Annotated in this window: 17 protein-coding genes; 5 read left to right on the forward strand and 12 right to left on the reverse strand. The window is 69.5% G+C overall.

The annotated features are described in order from the left end of the window. The 5 genes from ccoP to fnrL all read right to left on the reverse strand — a co-directional run bounded on the left by ccoP (window position 1) and on the right by fnrL (window position 4734). Entirely contained in the window at window positions 1-1176 is a 1176-nt protein-coding gene (gene ccoP, locus ACAZ03_RS10515; RefSeq protein WP_373353379.1) for a cytochrome-c oxidase, cbb3-type subunit III, read from the reverse strand. After that, window positions 1173-1340, reverse strand: a complete 168-nt coding sequence (locus ACAZ03_RS10520) for a cbb3-type cytochrome c oxidase subunit 3 (protein WP_373353381.1) — start codon at window positions 1338-1340, stop codon at window positions 1173-1175. Before ACAZ03_RS10520 ends, ccoP begins: the two co-directional genes overlap by 4 nt. 10 nt (window positions 1341-1350) lie before the next feature. Further along, window positions 1351-2181: a cytochrome-c oxidase, cbb3-type subunit II gene (gene ccoO, locus ACAZ03_RS10525; protein ID WP_373353383.1), complete on the reverse strand. Its 831-nt coding sequence runs from the start codon at window positions 2179-2181 to the stop codon at window positions 1351-1353. 4 nt (window positions 2182-2185) lie between these two features. Then, a complete protein-coding gene (gene ccoN / locus ACAZ03_RS10530) occupies window positions 2186-3784 on the reverse strand; it encodes a cytochrome-c oxidase, cbb3-type subunit I (protein ID WP_373353385.1) in 1599 nt (532 codons plus the stop codon). A gap of 209 nt (window positions 3785-3993) precedes the next feature. Then, window positions 3994-4734: a transcriptional regulator FnrL gene (gene fnrL / locus ACAZ03_RS10535; protein WP_373353386.1), complete on the reverse strand. Its 741-nt coding sequence runs from the start codon at window positions 4732-4734 to the stop codon at window positions 3994-3996. Between the two features lie 69 nt (window positions 4735-4803). Here fnrL and hemN point away from each other — a divergent pair, with 69 nt between their 5' ends. Beyond that, window positions 4804-6150 carry an oxygen-independent coproporphyrinogen III oxidase gene (gene hemN / locus ACAZ03_RS10540; RefSeq protein ID WP_373353387.1) on the forward strand — a complete coding sequence of 449 codons (1347 nt, stop codon included), beginning with the start codon at window positions 4804-4806 and terminating at the stop codon, window positions 6148-6150. Window positions 6151-6169: 19 nt separating this feature from the next. Here the strand turns inward: hemN and ACAZ03_RS10545 are convergent, their stop codons facing one another. Then, window positions 6170-7156 carry an aldose epimerase family protein gene (locus ACAZ03_RS10545; protein ID WP_373353389.1) on the reverse strand — a complete coding sequence of 329 codons (987 nt, stop codon included), beginning with the start codon at window positions 7154-7156 and terminating at the stop codon, window positions 6170-6172. Window positions 7157-7242: 86 nt separating this feature from the next. Here ACAZ03_RS10545 and ACAZ03_RS10550 point away from each other — a divergent pair, with 86 nt between their 5' ends. After that, window positions 7243-7803, forward strand: coding sequence for an NADPH-dependent FMN reductase (locus ACAZ03_RS10550; protein ID WP_373353391.1), 561 nt, complete (start codon window positions 7243-7245; stop codon window positions 7801-7803). A 130-nt stretch (window positions 7804-7933) separates the two neighbouring features. On the opposite strand, the gene xylA is transcribed toward ACAZ03_RS10550, so the two are convergent. The 5 genes from xylA to xylF form a co-directional block, all read right to left on the reverse strand. Continuing rightward, a complete protein-coding gene (gene xylA / locus ACAZ03_RS10555; RefSeq protein WP_373353392.1) occupies window positions 7934-9226 on the reverse strand; it encodes a xylose isomerase in 1293 nt (430 codons plus the stop codon). 26 nt (window positions 9227-9252) lie between these two features. Next, window positions 9253-10689 carry a xylulokinase gene (gene xylB, locus ACAZ03_RS10560; protein ID WP_373353394.1) on the reverse strand — a complete coding sequence of 479 codons (1437 nt, stop codon included), beginning with the start codon at window positions 10687-10689 and terminating at the stop codon, window positions 9253-9255. Between the two features lie 41 nt (window positions 10690-10730). Further along, window positions 10731-11495 (reverse strand): ATP-binding cassette domain-containing protein, encoded by a 765-nt coding sequence (locus ACAZ03_RS10565; protein WP_373353396.1) that lies wholly within the window; start codon window positions 11493-11495, stop codon window positions 10731-10733. Beyond that, window positions 11492-12988: a sugar ABC transporter permease gene (locus tag ACAZ03_RS10570; RefSeq protein ID WP_373353398.1), complete on the reverse strand. Its 1497-nt coding sequence runs from the start codon at window positions 12986-12988 to the stop codon at window positions 11492-11494. Before ACAZ03_RS10570 ends, ACAZ03_RS10565 begins: the two co-directional genes overlap by 4 nt. A 78-nt stretch (window positions 12989-13066) precedes the next feature. Further along, entirely contained in the window at window positions 13067-14092 is a 1026-nt protein-coding gene (gene xylF, locus ACAZ03_RS10575; protein WP_373353400.1) for a D-xylose ABC transporter substrate-binding protein, read from the reverse strand. A gap of 288 nt (window positions 14093-14380) precedes the next feature. Between xylF and ACAZ03_RS10580 the strand changes: the two genes are divergently transcribed. Together ACAZ03_RS10580 and ACAZ03_RS10585 are read left to right on the forward strand one after the other, a co-directional pair. Further along, on the forward strand, window positions 14381-15592 hold the full coding sequence (locus ACAZ03_RS10580) for an ROK family protein (RefSeq protein ID WP_373353402.1): 1212 nt from the start codon (window positions 14381-14383) through the stop codon (window positions 15590-15592). After that, window positions 15589-17133, forward strand: a complete 1545-nt coding sequence (locus ACAZ03_RS10585) for a CRTAC1 family protein (protein ID WP_373353404.1) — start codon at window positions 15589-15591, stop codon at window positions 17131-17133. The genes ACAZ03_RS10580 and ACAZ03_RS10585 overlap by 4 nt, the downstream gene beginning before the upstream one ends. Window positions 17134-17541: 408 nt before the next feature. On the opposite strand, the gene guaB is transcribed toward ACAZ03_RS10585, so the two are convergent. Continuing rightward, on the reverse strand, window positions 17542-18990 hold the full coding sequence (gene guaB, locus ACAZ03_RS10590) for an IMP dehydrogenase (RefSeq protein ID WP_373353406.1): 1449 nt from the start codon (window positions 18988-18990) through the stop codon (window positions 17542-17544). A 541-nt stretch (window positions 18991-19531) separates the two neighbouring features. On the opposite strand from guaB, the gene ACAZ03_RS10595 reads away from it, so the two are divergent. Further along, window positions 19532-21562, forward strand: coding sequence for an ASKHA domain-containing protein (locus ACAZ03_RS10595; RefSeq protein ID WP_373353408.1), 2031 nt, complete (start codon window positions 19532-19534; stop codon window positions 21560-21562). Window positions 21563-21590 lie beyond the last annotated feature (28 nt).

A 21590-nucleotide genomic window follows, 5' to 3' on the forward strand; every position in this document is an offset into this window, starting at 1 on the left:
TCAGTCCGCGGCCTCCTCCGCCGCGGGCTCTTCGGCCGGGGCGTCCTCGGCGGGGATTTCCTCCGCCGGAACGGCATCCTCGTCCGGAAGCTCCTCTGCCGCAGGGTCTTCTGCCGCCGGATCCTCTGCCGCCGGCTCTTCCGCGGCAGGCTCTTCGGCTGCGGGCTCCGCCGCCGGGGCGTCTTCGGCCACCGGCTCTTCAGCCATCGGCTCTTCAGCCACCTGCTCTTCCGCCGCGGTCTCGTCGGCCTCTGCGGCCGCCGTCACCGGGCCGATCTCCTCGATGGCGAAGTCGTAGGGGTCGCGGTCCGGGTCTTCCGGCTCGCCGCCGCCGAGCGCGTGGACATAGAGCGCCAGCGCCCGCACCTCCGGCTCGCCGAGCCGCTCGCCCCAGGCCGGCATGACGCCATAGGGCCCTTCGGAGATCGTCTTGGTCAGCCGCTCGGTGCTGCCCCCGTAGAGCCAGATGGCATCCGTGAGGTCCGGGGCCCCGAAGCTGCGGTCGCCCTTCGCGTCATCGCCGTGGCACGAGGCGCAATTGTCGGCGAAGAGCTGGCCGCCGTCCCCGCCGAGCGGGTCGGCCCCCTCCGGCAGCGATTGCACATGCGCGACCAGCGTCGCCACCTCGCCGCGGCTGAGGAAGTCGCCGAAGGCCGGCATCTGCGAGAAGCGGGCGTCGGGATCCTCTTCGTTGCGCACGCCGTGCCGGATCGAGAAGGCGATATCGGCAATCGAGCCGCCCCAGAGCCAGTCGTCGTCGAGGAGGTTGGGATAGCCCACCGCCCCCGCCGCGCCCGAGCCGTGGCAGGTCGAGCAATTGTTGCGGAAGAGCGCGCCGCCGGCATGGAGCGCGAAGGAGTTGAGCTCCTCGTTCTGCGGCACCTCACGGAGATCCGCCGCCAGAAGCTGCTCGTAGAAGGTCGCCTGGGCGGCATCCACCGCCGCGACCTCCTCGGCCACCTGGGCGCGGGTCGACCAGCCGAAGACCCCGGCCGTGGCGCCGGACACGAGCGGCCAGGCGGGGAAGAGGATCGTGTAGATCAGCCCCCAGACCACGGTCGCGTAGAAGGTCCAGAGCCACCAGCGCGGCAGGGGATTGTTCAGCTCCTCGATCCCGTCCCATTCATGGCCGGTCGTCTCGACGCCCGTGGCGTCGTCGATGCGTCGGTTGCTCATTCCTCGTCCTCCCGCTCGCGGAAGATCGAGGCGGCGGCGTCGGCGTGAAGCGTCCGCGCGCCGGGGCGCAGCGCCCAGAGGATGCAGCCGGCGAAGAAGCCGAACATGGCGATGAGGAACCAGCTGTCGGCGAAGTGCCTCAGGAAGGAATAGGTGTCGTGCATCTTGAGAACCTCAGCGGCTGGCATCGGCAGAGAAGGTCGAGAAATCGACCAGCGTGCCGAGCATCTGCAGATAGGCGATCAGCGCATCCATCTCGGTCAGCTCGGGCTGGCCGTCGAAATTGCGGACCTGGGCGCCCGGATAGCGCGCGAGCAACCCCTCCGTATCGCCGAAGGGATCGGTCTGGACCGTGAAGTCCGCCGCCGCCTCGGCGATCATCTCGTCGGTATAGGGCACGCCCACCAGCCGGTGGGTGGCCATCAGATCGGCGATGTGATCGGGCTGGATCTCGGCGCGCAGGAGCTGGTCGTAGCGCGGCATGATGCTTTCGGGCACGACGGCCTGCGGGTTGACCAGGTGGTCGACATGCCATTCGTCCGAATAGCGGCCGCCGACGCGGGCGAGGTCTGGCCCCGTCCGCTTCGAGCCCCATTGGAACGGATGGTCATACATCGATTCCGCCGCGAGGCTGTAATGGCCGTAGCGCTCCACCTCGTCGCGCATCGGGCGGATCATCTGGCTGTGGCAGACGTAGCAGCCCTCGCGCAGATAGATGTCGCGCCCCGCCAGTTCGAGCGGCGAATAGGGGCGGACGCCCTCCACCTCCTCGATCGTGTTCTCGAGCCAGAAGAGCGGCGCGATCTCGACGATGCCGCCGATGGTGACGACGAGGAACGAGGCGACGAGCAGCAGCGTGGCATTGCGTTCCAGCACGCCGTGCTTGTCGATCAGCGAGGTCTCGGGCGGCAGCTCGTTGGGGATCTCGCCGTCCTTGAGGTCGGCGAGGGTCTTCGTCTTGGGGTCGTCCTTCGGATCGGGGACGCTGTCATTGTGCTCGGTCATCGGATCACTCTGCGGGAATGGGGGCGCGCTGCCCGTTGCGGGCCGGGGCATGGCGGATGGTCATCCACATGTTCCAGACCATCAGCAGCGCACCGCCGAGGTAGAGCCCACCGCCCGCGGCGCGGACGACATACATCGGGAACTTGGCGGCAACGGTGTCGGCGAAGGAGTTCACGAGGAAGCCCTGCGCATCGACTTCGCGCCACATCAGGCCTTCCATGATCCCCGAGACCCACATCGAGGCCGCGTAGAGAACGATCCCGAGCGTGGCGAGCCAGAAGTGCCAGTTGATGGCGGCGACGGAATACATCCGCTCGCGGCCCCAGAGCTTCGGCGTCAGGAAGTAGAGGCAGCCGAAGGTGATCAGCCCGTTCCAGCCGAGCGCGCCCGAATGCACGTGGCCGATCGTCCAGTCCGTATAGTGGCTGAGCGAGTTGACGGCCCGGACCGACATCATCGGCCCCTCGAAGGTGGACATGCCGTAGAAGGCCAGCGAGGCCACGAACATGCGGATGATCGGGTCGGTGCGGATCTTGTCCCAGGCGCCCTCGAGCGTCATCAGGCCGTTGATCATTCCGCCCCAGCTCGGCATCCACAGGATGACCGAGAACACCATGCCGAGCGTCGAGGCCCAGTCGGGCAGCGCGGTATAGTGCAGGTGGTGCGGACCCGCCCAGATATAGAGGAAGATCAGCGCCCAGAAGTGGATGATCGAGAGCTTGTAGGAATAGATCGGCCGGCCGGCCTGCTTGGGCACGAAGTAGTACATCATGCCGAGGAAGCCCGCGGTCAGGAAGAAGCCCACGGCGTTGTGGCCGTACCACCATTGCGTCATCGCATCCTGGACGCCGGCGAAGACAATCACCGACTTAGAGCCGAAGAGCGACACCGGGATCGAGATGTTGTTGACGACGTGCAGGAGCGCGACGGTCACGATGAAGGCGAGGTAGAACCAGTTCGCCACATAGATGTGGGGTTCCTTCCGCTTCACGATCGTGCCGAGATAGACGGCCAGATAGGCGACCCAGACGATGGTCAGCCACCAGTCGACGTACCATTCCGGCTCGGCATATTCCTTCGACTGCGTGGCGCCGAGGAGGTAGCCGGTCGCCGCCAGCACGATGAAGAGCTGGTAGCCCCAGAAGACGAACCACACGAGGTTGCCGCCCCAGAGCCGCGTCGCGCCCGTGCGCTGCACGACGTAGAACGATGTGGCCAGAAGCGCGTTGCCCCCGAAGGCGAAGATGACCGCCGACGTGTGGAGCGGCCGCAGCCGGCCGAAGTTGGCATAGCCCTCCGCCCAGTCGAAGTTCAGCACCGGGAAGGCGAGCTGCAGGGCGATGAGCACGCCCACGAAAAAGCCGGCGATGCCCCAGAAGGCCGTGGCGATGACCCCGGCGCGGATCGGCCCGTCCATATAGACGGATGTGTCAATCGCCGGTCTGGGCTCGTCCGTGCGCCGCAGCGTCCACAGAAAGAGCCCGCCGGCGACCAGCATGATGATGATGGCGTGAACGGTGTAGGCGAGGTCTCGCCCGAAGTTCGCCGCCATCGCGGCCAGGAGCGTGATCGCCCCCAGAGCCGCCAGTTTGAGATAATCCATGTCGCTCCGCTCCGAATGGCAAGCCGGCCGTCAGATGCGGCCTTGCGCGGAGCTCTCGCGCATGCCCGCGCCGGGTGCCTTGATTTGGATCAAGACCCGGTGAACGGATGATTACCGCGACAGGAAATATCTGGAATTTCGGCGGGGGCGTTCCTAAGGGGCCGCCTGCCCCCTCAGATCGCGCCGTCAGATCGCCGTCAGATCGCGCCTCAGATGATGAGGCCGCCGTCGTCGTCCTCGCCCGCTTCGAGGGCGAGAAGCGCGAAATCGGGGATATGGACGGTGCGGGCCGAGGGCGTGTCGATCAGCCCGTCCTTCCGCAGCGCCGTGATCTGGCGGCTGGTCGTTTCGATCGTCAGGCCGAGGTGATCGGCGATGGCCTCGCGCGAGAGCGGCAGGTGCAGCGTCACCTCCCCCTCCTCTTGCGACCGCCCGCCGGTCACCGCGTCGCGCCGCGCCAGGCTGACGAGGAAGGTGGCGATCTTCTCGCGCGCCGTCATCCGGCCGAGCACCACGGCCCAGTCCCGCGCCGCGTCGAGCTCGTCGAGCGTCATCGTCAGAAGCCGCGTCGCCACATGCGGCGTGGTGCGCACCAGCTCCTCGAACTTCCGCCGGTCGAAACGGCAGAGCGTCACCTCGGCCACCGCCTCGATATCGTAGCCCGAGGTCGCCCGCCCGGGCCGGCCGATATAGTCGGACGGCAGGAGCAGCCCGACCGTCTGGCGCCGCCCGTCCTCCAGCGTGCGCGACAGCGTCGCGCAGCCCGAGACGATGGTCGAGAAATACTCGAGCGGCTCCCCCGCCTCCGCCAGACGCGCCCCGACCGGGAAGGTCTTGTAGGACTTGGCAGATTCGAGAATCGCCAGTTCCTCGGCGTCGCAATCGGCGCAGACGGCGTTGTGGCGGATCGGGCAATTGCCGCAGGCGATGATGGGGGTGAGCTTTACCATGCTCCCTCTCTAGACGGCGCCTTGATTTGCATCAATGCCGCCTGCCCGATTCCGCGGCAATGAGCGGACATGACCCAGGATGCCCTTCGCAGCGCGTTGCTCGACGCCCGTGTGCCCCGCTACACATCTTACCCGCCTGCCAACCGTTTTTCGGGCGCCGTCGGCCCCGAAACGGTCGAGGCCTGGATGGCGGACCTGCCGGCCTGCGCCGATGTGTCGCTCTATGTTCATGTCCCCTTCTGCCGCCGGCTCTGCTGGTTCTGCGCCTGCCGGACACAAGGCACGCGCACCGTCGCGCCGCTCGCCGCCTGGCTCGACACGCTCGAGGCAGAGGTCGCGCTGGTGGCCGAGCGGCTGCCGGCCGGGCTGCGGACCTCGGCGCTGCATCTCGGCGGCGGCACGCCCACGCTGCTGTCCTCGGAGCAGATCACCCGGCTCGGGTCGGTTCTGGCGCCGATCCTCAACGCCGATGCCGAGACCGAGGTCGCCGTCGAGATCGACCCCTGCGAGCTCGACGAGGCGCGGCTCGATGCGCTGAAAGCGCTCGGGCTCAGCCGCGCCTCCATCGGCGTGCAGGATTTCGACCCCGTCGTGCAGGCCGCCATCGGCCGCGAGCAGAGCGCCGAGGTCACCGGCCAGGCGGTGCGCTGGCTGCGCGAGCGCGGCATCGGCGGCATCAACTTCGACCTGCTCTACGGCCTGCCGCACCAGACAGAGGCGCGGCTCGCGGCGACGCTGGACGAGGCGCTCCGCCACCGCCCCGACCGGGTGGCGCTCTTCGGCTATGCGCATGTCCCTTGGGTCTCGCGCCGTCAGCGGCTGATCCCGGAAGAGGCGCTGCCGGGCGCCGAAGAGCGGCTGGCGCTGTCCGCCCTCGCCCGGGCGCGGCTGCTGGAGGCGGGCTATGTCGCCATCGGCATCGACCATTTCGCCCTGCCGGAGGATTCGCTCGCCGTGGCCGCCCGCGAACGGCGGCTGCACCGCAATTTCCAGGGCTACACGACCGACGGTGCCCTGGCGCTCATCGGGCTCGGCCCCTCGGCCATCTCGCGCTACCCGGGCGGCCATGCACAGAACGCCCCCGCCACCGGCGCCTGGACGGAGGCGATCCGCGCCGGCCGTCTGGCGACGCTGCGCGGCCATGCGATCAGCCCGCGCGAGGCCATGATCGGCGATGTGATCGAGCGGCTGATGTGCGACGGCCGCGTCGACCTCGCCGCGCTCGCCCGGCGGCACGACGCGCCGCTCGAGCGGCTGCTCCTGCCCGCCGAAGAGGCGATGGCCCGCCTGCCCGGCGTCGCCCGGATCGAGGGCACGGAGCTGGTGGTGGCGGATTTCGCCTATGCGCGGCTCCTCGCCGCCGCCTATGACGGCGGACTGCCGGGCGACAGCGGCCGCTTCAGCCTCGCGAGCTGAGCGCCCGCCGCGGCGCCCCTCAGACCTGGCGGAACCGGATGCGGATCCGCTGCCGCCAGGTCTCGCCAGGGGCAAGCCGCACCGAGGGATACTCCGCATGGTTCGGAGCATCGGGCCACATCTGCGGCTCGAGCGCCACCCCGGCGCGCGAGCCGTAGGGGGCGCCGGTCAGGCCGAGGTGCGGCGCCGTGTCGAGCAGGTAGCCGTCGTAGATCTGCAGGCCCGGCATGTCGGAGCTCATCTCCATCAGGAGCCCGCCCGCTTCCAGCGTGCAGACGGTCCGCAGCCCCTCGCCGTCGACGCAGAGGTTGTGATCGAGGATCGCATCCCCCGTCTCATGCACCGCCCGCCCCGCCCGGAAGTCGAAGCGCGTGCCCGCCACGGGCTCGGGCGGCCCGAGCGGGATCAGGTGATCGTCCACCGGCAGGTAGCGGTCTGCCGGCACTATCAGGATGTGCCCGGATAGGTCCGGCCCGCCGGTGAGGTTCCAGTAGCTGTGATGCGCGAAGGCGCAGAAGGTCTCGGCATCGCTCTCGGCCTCAAGGTCCAGCGACAGCCCGTCCGGCCCGAGCCGGTAATGCGCGCGCACCTCGAGCGTGCCGGGGAAGCCGCCCTCCCCGTCGGGCATCGTCAGAGCCAGCGTCACCGCATCCTGCGTGAGCGCCTCGATCCGCCAGTTCTTCTCGCCCGCCCCCTGCGGCCCGCCGTGCAGCGTCGCATGAGGCTCGTTCCGGTCGAGGAGGATCAGCTCGCCGCCGAGCTCCGCCTCGCCCCGGTCGATCCGGTTGGAGACGCGCCCGACCAGCGCGCCGAAATAGAGCATCGGGCCCAGATAGGCGGCGAGGTCCTCGCTGCCGAGGACGAGCGGGTGCTCCACGCCGTCCAGCCGCAGGTCCTGCAAGGTGGCGCCCCAGGTGAGGAAGCGCGCCGTCAGCCCGCCGCCCCGCAGAGTCACCCTCGTGACATCCTCGCCGGCCGGTCCCCGGCCGAAGTGCTCTTTCGTCATGCGCTGCCCCTGCTCTTCCCCTGCTTTGACCTTGCTCCCGCCGCCCGGCGACCTACGCTTCGGCAAAATCAGCAGAAGGATACCCCATGCTTGATCTGAAAATCGTTATCGGCAGCACCCGCCCCAGCCGCAAGGGCCCCGCCGTCGCCGACTGGGTCCACCGGATCGCGTCGAGCCATGCCGGCGTCACGGCCGAGCTGGTCGATCTCGCCAGCTTCGACCTGCCGCTCCTCGACGAGCCGAACCACCCGGCGATGCAGAAATACGAGCACGCCCATACCAAGGCCTGGTCGGCGAAGATGGCCGAGGGCGACGCCTATGTCTTCGTGACACCGGAATACGATTACTTCGCCCCAGCGAGCCTCGTAAACGCGCTGCAATGCCTGTCGAAGGAATGGGACCGCAAGGTCGCGGGCGTCGTCTGCTACGGCGGCGTCTCCGGCGGCCTCCGCTCGGCGCAGGAGCTGCGGCTCCTCATCGCCAATCAGGGGATGATGCCGCTGAAGCAGACCGTCCCCGTGCCGTTCTTCTCCGGCAAGATCGAGGAGGGCACGCTTGAGACCAACGAGGAGATGGAGAAGGGCCTGAACGGCATGCTGGACGAGCTCGTCCTCTGGGGCGAGGCGCTGAAGCCGCTGCGGGGCTGAGGCGCTAGGCGCGCCCGCCGTAGCTGGCTCGCGGGAACGAATCGCCCGCGCCGCGCCTTGCCTCTGCCCCTTTGCAAATACCTTCGGGGGGTGCGGGGAGCAGACAGCCCCCCGCACCTGCCCTCACGGCTCAGAGATACGAGTTGACCAGGTTCTCCAGCCGCTCCTGCCGGCCCGAGCGCGGCTCGGGGCTCAGCCCGTCTTCCGCGACCTTGGCGGCGATCGCTTCCAGATCCATGTCGAGCCAGGGAGCGCCCTTCCAGCCGGCGTAGCGGGCGGCGCGGGCCTCTTCGAGCTTGCCGTCCTCCAGCATCGCCGCGGCGGCCTTGAGGCCCCGGGCACAGACGTCCATCGCGCCGACATGGCCGAGGATCAGATCCTCGGGGTCGAGCGACTGGCGGCGGAGCTTCGCGTCGAAATTGGTGCCGCCGGTGGTGAAGCCGCCGTCCTTCAGCACCTCGTAATAGGCGAGCGCCACTTCGGGGACGTTGGTCGGGAACTGGTCGGTATCCCAGCCCGACTGGTAGTCGTTCTTGTTCATGTCGATCGAGCCGAGGATGCCGAGGCTAGCCGCCATGGCCAGCTCGTGCTCGAAGCTGTGCCCCGCGAGGATCGCATGGCCCTGCTCGATGTTCATCTTCACCTCGCCCTCGAGGCCGAATTCCTTGAGGAAGCCGTAGACCGTCGCCACGTCGTAATCGTACTGGTGCTTCGACGGCTCCTGCGGCTTCGGCTCGACGAGGATGGTCCCCTCAAAGCCGATCTTGTGCTTGTAGTCGACGACCTTCTGCAGCATCCGGCCGGCCTGCATCCGCTCCTGCGCGAGGTCGGTGTTGAGGAGGGTCTCATAGCCCTCGCGGCCGCCCCAGAGCACGTAGTTCTGCCCGCCGAGGCGGTGGGTCACGTCCATGCAGCCCTTGATGGTCGCGGCCGACCAGGCGAAGACCTCCGGGTCGGGGTTGGTCGCGGCGCCCGACATGAAGCGGCGGTGGGTGAAGAGATTGGCCGTGCCCCAGAGAAGCTTGGTGCCCGTCTCTTCCATCTTGCCGGCGAAGACATCGGCGATCTCGTCGAGGCGCGACTGGTTCTCGGCGAAGCTGTCGCCCTCGGGCCGCACGTCGAGGTCATGGAAGCAGTAGAACGGCGCGCCGAGGATGCGGAACATCTCGAAGGCGACCTCGGCCTTCATCTTCGCCGCATCCATCGAGGAGCCGAACCACGGCCGGTCGAAGGTGCGCCCGCCGAAGGGGTCGCCCCCCTCCCAGGCGAAGGAATGCCAGTAGGCGATGGAGAAGCGGAGGTGATCCTCCATCCGCTTGCCCATGACCACCTCGTCGGGGTCGTAATGCTTGAAGGCAAATTCGTTGCTGCTGTCCGGGCCCTCGAACTTGATCTCGGGGATGCCCTTGAAGAAATCGCTCATGTCGGTCCTCGTCACTCGGGATGGGGTCAGGCGCCGCGGATCGCGCCATAGGCGGCGCGGTAGCGGGCGTGGGAATCCTCGAAGGCGCGGGTCAGCCCGGCCTCGGGGTCGATGGTGCGGGCAATGGCGGGCGGGGTCGCGACTTCGGCCCCGGCGCCGGTGGCGGCCATGAGCCCGAGCCGCGCCGCGCCATAGGCGCCGCCGAAATCGCCGGCCTCCGGCAGCTCGATCGGCATGTTCAGCGCCGTGGCGATGGCCTTCAGCCAGTAGTCCGAGCGCGAGCCGCCGCCGACGGCGATCAGCCGCTCGATCTTGGTGCCCGTGCCGGTCAGCGCATCGAAGCAATCGGCGAGCGCGAAGGTCACGCCTTCCAGCACGGCGCGGGTCAGCGCGGCGCGGTCCGCCGCGTGATCGAGGCCGAGGAAGGCGCCGCGCACCTTGGCGTCGTTATGCGGCGTCCGCTCGCCGCCCAGATAGGGCAGGAAGAGCGTGCGGCCGGGCGCCTCGAGCGGCCCGAGCGCGCCGGTGAGCTCGGAGGCCGGGGCGCCGGCGATGCCGGCATACCAGTTGAGCGCATCGGCGGCGGCGAGGATCACCCCCATCTGGTGCCAGGTGCCCGGCAGGGCGTGGCAGAAGGTGTGCACGGCGCTCGCCGCATCGGGCTGATAGGCGTCGGAGGCGGCGAAGAGCACGCCGGAGGTGCCGAGCGAGACGAAGGCCTGCCCCGCCTTCACCACGCCGACGCCGACGGCCGAGGCCGCATTGTCACCGCCGCCGCCCGCGACCGGCACGCCGGCGGGGATGCCGTAGCGGCTCGCAAGCTCGGGGCGGAGCTGGCCGGAGACCTCCGAGCCCTCGACCAGTCGCGGCATGTGGGCGCGGCTGAGATCGGTGGCTGCGAGGAGCTCGTCGGCCCAGTCGCGCTTCGCCACGTCGAGCCAGGCGGTGCCGGCGGCGTCGGACATCTCGGCGACATGCTCGCCGGTCAGCCAGAGGCGGAGGTAATCCTTCGGCAGGAGCACCTTGGCGACCTTAGCGAAGATCTCCGGCTCGTGCCGCTTCACCCAGGCGAGCTTCGGCGCGGTGAAGCCGGGGAAGACGATGTTGCCGGTGAGCTTGCGGAAGGCGGGCTGGCCGTCGAGCGCCGCCGCCTCCTCCGCCGAGCGGGTGTCGTTCCACAGGATGCAGGGGCGGAGCACGGCATCGCCGGCATCGAGCAGCGTCGCGCCATGCATCTGGCCGGAGAGCCCGATGCCCTTCAGCCCACCGAGATCGGCCTTGGCGGCGAGCGCCGCGAAGACCTCCTCCGCCGCGAGGATCCAGCTTGCCGGGTCCTGCTCCGACCAGCCGTCATGCGGGCGCTGCACGGTGAGGGGCGCTGTGGCTTCGGCGATGACCTCCTGGCCCTCGCCGATGAGGATACCCTTGAGGCCGGACGTACCGAGATCGAGGCCGAGGAACATGGCAACCCTTCCTGAACTGTCGTTGCGATGGCTCTGGCGGCTCAGGCCGCCAGATGCTCCGGCTTCTTGCCGAGGATGATCATGGCGAGGAGATCGTCTTCCGACACCTTGTCGACATCGACGGTGCCGACGAGCTCGCCGTTCTTCATGACGCTCGCGCGGTCGCAGAGCTGCTTCACGGCATGGACGTCATGGTCGATGAGGAAGATGCCGAGCCCCTCCTTCTTGAGCTCCTGGATGAGCTCGGCGACCATCTGCGTCTCCTGCGGGCCGAGCGCGGCGGTCGGCTCGTCCATGATGAGGATGCGCGCGTTGAAATAGACGGCCCGGGCGATGGCGACCGACTGGCGCTGCCCGCCCGAGAGCGCCGAGACCGGGTCCTTGAACTTGCGGAAGTTCGGGTTGAGCCGGCCCATGATCTTGCGCGTCTCGGATTCCATCCGCGCATCGTCCACGAGGCCGAGCCCGGTGGTCAGCTCGCGGCCGAGGAAGAGGTTCGAGGCGGCATCGAGATTGTCGGCCAGCGCGAGGGTCTGGTAGATCGTCTCGATGTTGTAGCCGCGCGCGTCGCGCGGGTTGTTGATCACCGCCTTCTGGCCCTCCACGAACACGTCGCCGGAATCCTGCCGGTAGGCGCCCGAGAGGCATTTGATCAGCGTCGACTTGCCGGCGCCGTTGTGGCCGAGAAGGCCATGGACCTCGCCGGGGTAGAGATCGACGCTCACATCGTCGACGGCATGGATGCCGCCGAAGGAGATGCGGATGTTCTTCAGCTCGACGAGCGGGGTGCCGGAACGGTCGATCACGCGAGTCCCCTCCCTTGCCGGGAGCGCGCCATGGCCCGCTCCACGATGATTGCGACGATGGCAGCTAGGATGGCGGCGACGATCCCCGTCAGCAGGATGGACCAGAGCCCCCAGCCGACCATGAGGCCAAGCGAGACGGCCGTCTGCCGCAGGATCGTGTAGAGCACGATCAGAAGCGCAGCGCGGCTCAACGTCCGGATCAGCATGCCCGGTGCGGTGCGGTACTGGGTGTCGATCCAGACCGCGAAGACGAGCACCGCGCCGACGACGATGTTCTGGAAGGGCGCATCGACGCCCACCATGCCCATGCCCGATTGCAGCGACTGCATGATCAGCGCGCCGAGGATGGCGCCGTAGATCGTGCCGATGCCGCCGGCGAGCGCCGTGCCGCCGATGACGGCGGCGGCGATGACGCGCAGCTCGTCCAGCGTGCCGATGTCATTGGTGTGGAACGTGAGGCGCGCCGAGGCGACGACGGCCGAGAGGCCGCAGAGAAAGCCCATGATCGCGAAGACCTTCACGGTCAGCAGCTTGGTGTTGATGCCCGACAGCTCCGCCGCGTCCGGGTTGCCGCCGGTCGCGAAGATGTAGCGGCCGAGCCGCGTCTTGCGGGCGACCAGCGTCATGACGATGGCGACGAGGATAAGGACGAGCACCGAATAGGGCAGCCCGTGCCCCTCGACATAGCCCTCCGGCATCACCTCGCCCCGCGCCTCGAAGACCCGCTCCAGCCGGCCGGAGGGGATGAGATAGGCGTTGAGGATGGCGACGAAGCCGACGATGGCGCCCATGAAGATGAGCCCGAGCGCGATCTCGGCCCAGACTGGCTTCACCGGGAATTCGTGGGAGATCTTGTTCCGCCGCGCCGACCAGAGCGCCCAGGCGGTGGCGACGCAGGCAATCACGGCGGCGACCCAGCTCAGCGCCGTGCCCATCGTGCCCTCGGCGCCGCCGAAGATCAGGAAGGTCGGGTCGAGCGGCCCGATCGTCTGCCCGCCGGTGGTGTACCAGGCGACGTTGCGCCAGACGAGAAGGCCGCCGAGCGTGACGATGAAGGCCGGAATGCCCTGATAACCGACCAGCCAGCCGTTGAAGGCGCCGATCAGCGTGCCGACGGCGAGGCCGACGAGGATGGTGACCGGCGCGATCCAGAAGGAGCCGAAGCCCAGAAGCTCCGGCAGCCAGCGCGCCTGGGTCATCCCCATGACGGCCGAGCAGAGCGCGAGGAGCGCGCCGACCGACAGGTCGATGTGGCGGGTGACGATGATGAAGACCATGCCGGTCGCCATGATGGCGACGGAGACGGTCTGGATCGTCAGGTTGAAGATGTTCCGGGCCGAGAGGAACCGGCCGTCGGTGAAGATCGAGAAGGCGATGCAGATCAGGACGAAGGCCCCGATCATGCCGAGAAGCCGCGTGTCGATCTCGAGGGTCTGGATGAGGCTCCGCCGGCTCTTGGCGGGGGCGCTGGCGCCCGATGTCGTGTCGCTCATGGAAAGGCGGGCCCTGGCAGTGTGGGGGGCGCCCCGGCTTCAAGGCCGGAGCGCCCGGATCTTCGCGGGATCGTCAGATCAGTTGCAGGGCGACGGGCCGTCCGTCACGCCCTGGCAGAGCGCTTCCTGGGTGATCCAGCCGGCATCGACGACGACATCGAGGTTGTCGGCGGTGATCGGCACGGGCTCGAGGAACATGGCGGTCATCGTGGTGCCACCCGGGGAGGTCCACTCCTCGGAGCCCTCGACGGAGCCCATCTCGGTGCCACCGGCCAGCTCGACGGCGATCTCGGCAGCGGCGCGGCCGAGCTCACGGGCGTCTTTCCAGACGGAGACGGTCTGCGTGCCCTGGGCGATGCGGTTGAGGGCGGCGTGGTCGCCGTCCTGGCCCGAGACGGGGATGCCGTCCATGCCCTGCGCGGCCAGAGCCGCCACGGCGCCGCCGGCGGTGCCGTCGTTGGAGGCCACGACCGCGTCGACCATGTTGTCGTTCTCGGTCAGGATCTGCTCCATGTTGCGCTGGGCGTTCGCCGGGACCCAGCCATCGGTATAGGCTTCACCGACGATGGTGATGGCGCCGGAATCGATGGCCTCCTGCAGGACCTCCTGCTGACCGCCGCGGAGGAAGTCCGCGTTCGGGTCGGTCGGCGAGCCCTTGATCATGACGTAGTTGCCTTCCGGCTGGGCTTCCAGCACGGCGCGGGCCTGCATCCGGCCGACCTCGACGTTGTCGAAGGTCAGGTAGAAGGCGCGCGGGTCCTCGATCAGGCGGTCATAGGCGATGACCGGAATGCCCTCGTCGGCGGCGGCCTGCACGGCGGGGATGACCGCCTGCGTGTCCTGCGCCAGCACGATCAGCGCGTCAACGCCCTGGGCCATCAGGCTCTCGATGTCGGAGAGCTGCTTGGACGAGGACGATTGCGCGTCGGTGGAGACATAGGTGGCGCCGGCGGCTTCGAGCGCGGCGACGATCGCGGCCTCGTCCGTTTTCCAGCGCTCTTCCTGGAAGTTCGACCAGCTGACGCCGACCGTCAGATCCTGGGCAAGTGCGGACGTCGAGAAACCAACCGTCGCGGCGACGGCGGCGAGAAATGCGTTACGCATAGAATCCTCCCTTTCGTGCGCCCCTGCCGTTCTCAGCGGAGCGGCGAGCCTTGCGACTCTGCTCGCACAGCATGACTCTATTTGTTCGGCTGTCAAAGAATATTTCTCCGCTCAGCGAACAGATTTTGCCCCTTCACATCAGGGAGATGCCTTCTAAGATGCATCAAGGGTAGGAGACCGGCCCCCGGGGGCCATTAAATCACGCGAGTAAAGAATATGGAGGAGGTCATCGCCGCCGGCGAGGGGTCAGGGTCAGCCGTACCGGCGGGCTGCGGACCACTGGTCAGCATGTCCGGCCCGGCCGAGACCAAGGCGCTGCGCCAGCTCGTCTTCGAGCATGTGCGCGCCTCGGGCCGGGCGGCGCGGGCCGATGTCGTGCGCGCGCTCGGCATCTCCGCCGGCTCGGTGACGACCCTCACCTCGGACCTCATCGCCCAGGGCCATCTGCGCGAGGTGACGGACGCCCCCCGGGACCGGCTGGAGATCGGCCGTGGCCGCCCGCCGGTGGCGCTCGAGGTGGTGGGCGAGTCCCAGGCCGTCATCGGCATCAAGCTCTCCGACGAGCGGCATACGGCCGTGCTTGCCGATTTCGCCGGCACGATCCGCGCCCATGCCGCCGTCCCCGCCGAGACCGGCCGCAAGTCGATGACCGCGATGCTGGGCGAGATCGCCCGGCTCATCGAGCGGCTGCTGAAGGAGGCCAACCTGACGCTGGCCGATATCGCCGCCGCCGGCATCGGCATGCCGGGGATGATCGATCATCACGCCGGCACCGTGCCCTGGTCGCCCGTCCTCACCCGCCGCAACCTGGCGCTCGCCGAGGCCTTCGAGGAGCGCTTCGGCGTGCCGGCCTATCTCGACAATGATGCCAACATGCTGACCCTCGCCGAGCTCTGGTTCGGGGCCGGCCGCTCGACGGCCGATTTCCTCGTCGTGACCATCGAGGGCGGCGTCGGCATGGGCGCCGTCATCGGCGGCAAGCTCTGGCGCGGCACGCGCGGCATGGGGCTGGAACTCGGCCACACCAAGATCCAGATCGACGGCGCGCTCTGCCGCTGCGGAAAACGCGGCTGCCTCGAAGCCTATGTCGCCGATTACGCCCTCGCCCGCGAGGCGCGCACGGCGCTCGGCATGTCGACCCGCGATCCGGTGGATGTCCACCGGCTCCTCGCCGATCTCTTCGCCGAGGCCAAGGCGGGCAATGCCGCCGCCCGCTCGATCTTCGACCGGGCCGGCCGCATCCTGTCGCTGGGGCTCAGCAACATCGTTCAGATCTTCGATCCCGAGCTGCTGATCCTCTCCGGCGAGCGGATGCAATACGATTATCTCTATGCCGATGCAGTGCTGGCGGGGATGCACGAGCAGGTGCTCGATTCCGGCCGGTCGCCGGCGGATGTGCAGATCCACGCCTGGGGCGATCTCGTCTGGGCCCGCGGCGCCACCGCGCTCGCCCTCGACAAGGTGACCGACCGCGCGCTCGGCGCCGCCGCCGCGGCATGAGCCTGCCGCCACGCGCCGCGCGCCTCACAGGCCACCGCCGCGCCCCCCTCCTCGCTTTTCTCCTTGCCCTGGCCTCCCTTTCGCTGAGTTCCCCTGCCCTCGCGGACCCGCTCTTCGAGGACCGCTCCGCCACCATCCCCGAGCACATCTACGAAGGCGGCTGGGAGCATTTCGTCGGCGGCGGCGCCGCGGTCTTCGATTGCGACGGCGATGCGCGGCCCGAGATCCTCGCCGCCGGCGGCACCGCGCCGATGCTGCTCCTGCACAACGACGGCGATTTCCGCTTCTCGACCGCGAGCTTTCCGGAGGTCACCGGGGCAACGGGCGCCTATCCGCTCGACGTCGATGCCGACGGTCACATGGACCTCTTCATCCTCCGTGTCGGGCCCGATCACCTCTTCCTCGGCGACGGCGCCTGCGGCTTCACGCCGGCGGAGGGCGCACTGGCGATCCCGGAGGAAGACCGCTGGTCCACCGCGTTCAGCGCCTGGTGGGAGGACGAGACCGGCCCGCCCACCCTCGCCATCGGCCATTACGTCGACCGGGCGGATCCCGAAGGCCCCTTCGAGGCCTGCGACGGCAACGTGATCCTGCGCCCCTCGGCCGAGGGCTATGTCTCCGAGCCGCTGGAACCCGGCTTCTGCGCCCTCTCGATCCTCGCCGCCCGCGACGCACGGGGCCGGCTGGCGCTCCGCCTCTCCAACGACCGGCACTATTACGTGCGCGGCGGCTTCGAGCAGATGTGGGATATCGCCGAGCGGCGCTTCCTGGCGGAGGAGGACGGCTGGCCGCGGGTCTCCCTTTGGGGCATGGGCATCGCGTCGCGCGATCTCGACGGCGACGGGCGCGACGAGGTGATGCTCACCTCGATGGGCGACCAGCTCCTGCAGCTCGCCGGGCCTGATGGCGCCTATCGCGCCGCGCCCTTCGAGATCGGCACCTATGCCCAGCGCCCCTATATCGGCGACGACGGGCGGCCCTCGACCGGCTGGCATGCCGAATGGGGCGATGTCGACAATGACGGGCGCGACGATCTCTTCATCGCCAAGGGCAATGTCGACCAGATGCCGACCAACGCCATCCACGACCCCAACAACCTGCTGATGCAGGGGGTGGACGGCCGCTTCACCGAAGCCGGCCTCGGGGCCGGCCTCGCCACCACCGCCCGCTCCCGCGGCGCGGCGCTGGCGGATCTTGACGGCGACGGCCGGCTTGACCTCGTGGTCGTCAACCGCCGCGCGCCGATGGAGCTCTACCGGAACGTGACCGAGGGCACCGGCCACTGGCTGGGCCTCAGCCTCTCGCAGCCGGGCGGCAACCGCGCCACCATCGGCGCGGAGATCGTGGTGGAAACCGCCGACGGCCAGCGCCACACCCGCCAGCTCACCATCGGCGGTGGCCATGCCGGCGGCGAGGCCGGGCCGGAGCATTTCGGCCTTGGGCCGGCGGAGACGGCGACCGTCACGGTGACCTGGCCGGACGGGGTGGTGAGTGAGGCGGAGGTCGGGGTCGATCAGGTGGTGGAGCTGGCGCATCCGTGACGCGGACGGTGGGTTGAAAACCCACCCTACCCAAGAGGCCGACCGGTCGCCGCATCCGTAGGGTGGGTTTCCAACCCACCACTCCCCCTCAACCCTCCTGACCGTGCCGCGCAGGGCGAGCGCCGGCCCGTGGGTTGGCGCTCCTGCCGGTGAGGCGGCGCGCTTTATGGTGCAGCCGCTCCCCCGCTCACCGTCGTGCCCAGCCCCACCAGAGCGCCGACCCGCGGGACGGGCCGGCGCTCGCCCTGCGCTTGCAGCGCGCACCGGGCGGGGAAGACTTACAGACGTTGCGCAAACGGTGGGTTTAAAACCCACCATACGAGGGCGACCCGGCGTAGGGCGGGCTTCAGCCCGCCACCTCTGCCACCCCCGACCCGCGAGCCCGCCCGGCAGGGCGGGCCGAGCCCCTCAGCCGGCCCGGTAGTTCGGGCTCTCCCGGGTGATCTGCACGTCGTGCACATGGCTCTCCTTGAGCCCCGCCCCGGTGATCTTCACGAAGCTCGCGCCGCCGCGCATCTCCTCCACCGTCGCGCAGCCGGTGTAGCCCATAGCTGCCCGGAGACCGCCGACGAGCTGGTGCACCACCGCCGCCGCCGCGCCCTTGTAGGGCACCTGGCCCTCGATCCCCTCGGGGACGAGCTTGTCCGAGGCCGCGTCCTTCTGGAAATACCGGTCCGCCGAGCCGCGGGCCATGGCGCCGAGAGACCCCATGCCCCGGTAGCTCTTGAAGCTCCGGCCCTGGTAGAGGATCACCTCGCCCGGGCTCTCGTCCGTCCCCGCGATCATCGAGCCGATCATCGCGACGGAGGCGCCCGCCGCGATGGCCTTGGCGAAATCGCCGGAGAACTTGATGCCGCCATCGGCGATCACCGGGGTCTCCCCGGCCGCCCCGGCACAATCCATGATCGCGGTGAGCTGCGGCACGCCGACGCCGGCGACCATCCGCGTCGTGCAGATCGAGCCCGGCCCGATGCCGACCTTCACGGCATCCGCCCCCGCGCCGATCAGCGCCTTCGTGCCCTCGGCGGTCGCCACGTTCCCCGCGATCACCTGCACCTCGTTGGAGAGGCGCTTCAGCCGCTCCACTGCCTCGCCGACGCCCTTGGAATGCCCATGCGCCGTGTCGATCACCACGACATCGACGCCCGCGTCGATCAGCGCCTCGCTCCGCTCGAAGCCGGCATCGCCGACGGTCGAGGCCGCCGCGACGCGGAGCCGGCCGAGACCGTCCTTCGCCGCCGCGGGGTTGAGCACGGCCTGCTCGCTGTCCTTCAGCGTCAGAAGCCCGGTGAGCTTGCCCGCGCCATCGGTCACCAGAAGCTTCTCGATCCGCCGGGCCTTCATGAGGCTGCGCGCCTCGTCGAGATCGGCCGGCTCCTGCAGGATCGCCAGATCGTCGGAGGTCATCATGACGCTGACCGGCGTCGCATCGTCGGCCGCGAAGCGCATGTCGCGGTTGGTGACGATGCCGATCACCCGCCCGCCCTCGCCCACGACCGGAAAGCCGGTCACGGCATAGCGCGCCATCAGCGCCTTGGCATCGGCGAGCGTCTGGTCGGCGGTCAGCGTGATCGGATTGTAGACGATGCCGGAGACGAAGCGCTTCACCCGCGCCACCTCCGCCGCCTGCTCCTCGACGCCGAGGTTGCGATGGATGACCCCGAGGCCGCCCGCCTGGGCCATGGCGATGGCCATGCGGCTCTCGGTGACGGTATCCATCGCCGAGGAGACGAGCGGGATGTTGAGCGCGATGCTCTTGGTCAGCTTCGTGCGCGTATCCGCCGTCGACGGCAGGACGGAGCTCGCCGCCGGCACCAGAAGCACATCGTCAAAGGTGAGAGCCTCACGAATCTCCATGCTCGCCTCCTTGGAGTTCATCGTTTGGCGGCTCCCTATTGCACGGATGCGGCGGGGGGGAAAGGGGCCGCGGCGGCGCGCATCGCCGCATTGGCGCAAGGTGGGTTTGTAACCCACCACCCCCCCGCACCCTTTCCAAACGGTGCCGCGCAGGGGGAGCGCCGGCCCGTGGGTTGGCGCTCCGGCCGGTGGTGCGGCGCGCTTTATGGTGCAACCGATCCCCGCCCAGAGGCCGGGCCAGGCCCCACCGGAGCGCCGACCCGCGGGACGGGCCGGCGCTCGCCCTGCGCCGTGCCGGCGCGTACCGGGCGGGGAAAACAGCCCGACCGTCGGACAACCCTTAGGGTGGGTTTCCAACCCACCGCCCCCATGCCACCGGCCGCAACCATCTCCCGCAAGGCGCCCCGGCCACCCCCGCCCCCAACCGCGCCCCCGCGCCCCGATGACGCCTTCGGCGCAGGCGGCGCCGCTCCCAAGCGATTGCGCCCCGGCGGAGCCCTATTTAGTGAGGGCGCACCAGCCGCCCGAAGGACGCCCACCCGTGAGCCAGGATCCCCTTGTCGTCTTCATGCCCTCCGGCAAGCGCGGCCGCGTGCCCGCCGGCACCAAGGTGCTCGCCGCGGCGCGCCAGCTCGGGGTCGATCTCGATTCCGTCTGCGGCGGGCGGGGCATCTGCTCCAAATGCCAGGTCTCGCCCTCCTTCGGCGACTTCCCCAAGCTCGGGCTGACCGCCCGGCCGGACGGGCTCAGCGCCATCAACGCCGTCGAGGAGCGCTACGACCGCATCCGCGGCCTCAAGGAGGGCCGGCGGCTCGGCTGCCAGGCGGAGGTGCAGGGCGACATGGTGATCGACGTGCCGGCCGAGAGCCAGGTGCATCGCCAGGTCGTCCGCAAGGAGGCGGATGCGCGGCCCATCGTCATGGATCCCGCGACCAAGCTCGCCTATGTCGAGGTCGAAGAGCCCGACATGCACGAGCCCTCGGGCGATTTCCAGCGGCTGGTCGCGGCGCTGCAGGCCGAATGGGGCGTGGGCGCGGTCACCGCCCCCCTGCCCCTCATGGGCCGGCTGCAGACGGCGCTGCGCAAGGGCGAGTGGAAGGTCACCGTGGCGCTGCACAAGGGCCACCGCGACGAGGCGCACCGGATCATCGACATCTGGCCGGGCTTCCACGAGGGGCGGCTCTACGGGCTGGCCATCGACCTCGGCTCCACGACCATCGCCGCGCATCTGACCGACCTGCGGGAGGGCACAGTCAAGGCGTCGGCCGGGGTCATGAACCCGCAGATCCGCTTCGGCGAGGATCTGATGAGCCGCGTCAGCTACTCCATGATGACCCCCGGCGGCGCGGCGGAGATGACGCGCGTCGTGCGCGCCGCGCTCTCCGAGCTGGCGGCGGCTCTGGCGAAAGACGGCGGCGTCGCGCCCCGCGACATCGTCGAGGCGGTGATCGTCTGCAATCCGGTGATGCATCACCTGCTGCTGGGGATCGACCCGGTGGAGCTCGGTCAGGCGCCTTTTGCCCTCGCCACATCCGAGTCGCTCTCGCTCGATGCCGCCGAGCTCGGGCTGACCGGGCTTGCCGAGGCGGCGCGGCTCTTCCTCCTGCCCTGCATCGCCGGCCATGTCGGCGCCGATGCCGCGGGCGTGGCGCTGGCCGAGCGGCCGGACAGGGCCGAGGAGCTGACGCTGATCGTCGATGTCGGCACCAATGCCGAGATCCTCCTCGGCGACAGGACCGGCGTCCTCGCCTGCTCCTCCCCCACCGGGCCGGCCTTCGAGGGGGCGCAGATCTCCTCCGGCCAGCGGGCGGCGCCGGGGGCCATCGAGCGGGTCGAGATCGACGCCGAGACCAAGGAGCCGCGCTTCCGCGTCATCGGCTCCGACCTCTGGTCGGACGAGCCGGGCTTCGCCGAGGCCGTGGCGGCGACCGGCGTCACCGGCATCTGCGGCTCGGGGATCATCGAGGCGGTGGCGGAGATGCGCATGGCGGGCCTTCTGGATTCCCGGGGGCTGATCGGCTCGGCCGAGGCGACGGGCACGCCGCGGTCGGAGCCGACGGGGCGGACGCATGGCTACCTCCTCTACGACGGCTCGGCCGACGGCGGGGCGCGGGTCATGGTCACCCAGGGCGATATCCGCGCCATCCAGCTCGCGAAATCCGCGCTCTATGCTGGCGCGCGGCTCCTGATGGACGAGCGCGGGGTGGACGAGGTCGACAAGGTCGTGCTCGCCGGGGCCTTCGGGGCGCATATCTCGCCGAAACACGCGATGGTGCTGGGGATGATCCCCGACGTGCCGCTGGAAAAGGTCGTGAGCGCCGGCAACGCCGCCGGCACCGGCGCGCGGATCGCGCTCTGCAATGTCGGCGCGCGGGCCGAAATCGAGCTGCTGGCGCGGCAGATCGTGAAGGTCGAGACGGCCATCGCCCCGAGGTTCCAGGAGCATTTCGTCAATGCCAACGCCATCCCCCATGCGGTGGACCCCTTCGCGCGGCTCCGCGCCATCGCGCCCCTGCCGGACGTGAATTTCAACGCCGAGGGCGGCGGCGGCCGGCGCCGGGGCCGGCGGTAGGGCCTGCCATCGCCACCGGGCTCACGGA

Source organism: Pseudoroseicyclus sp. CXY001 (assembly GCF_041714655.1).
In the GTDB taxonomy this organism is placed as follows: Bacteria; Pseudomonadota; Alphaproteobacteria; order Rhodobacterales; family Rhodobacteraceae; genus Pseudoroseicyclus_A.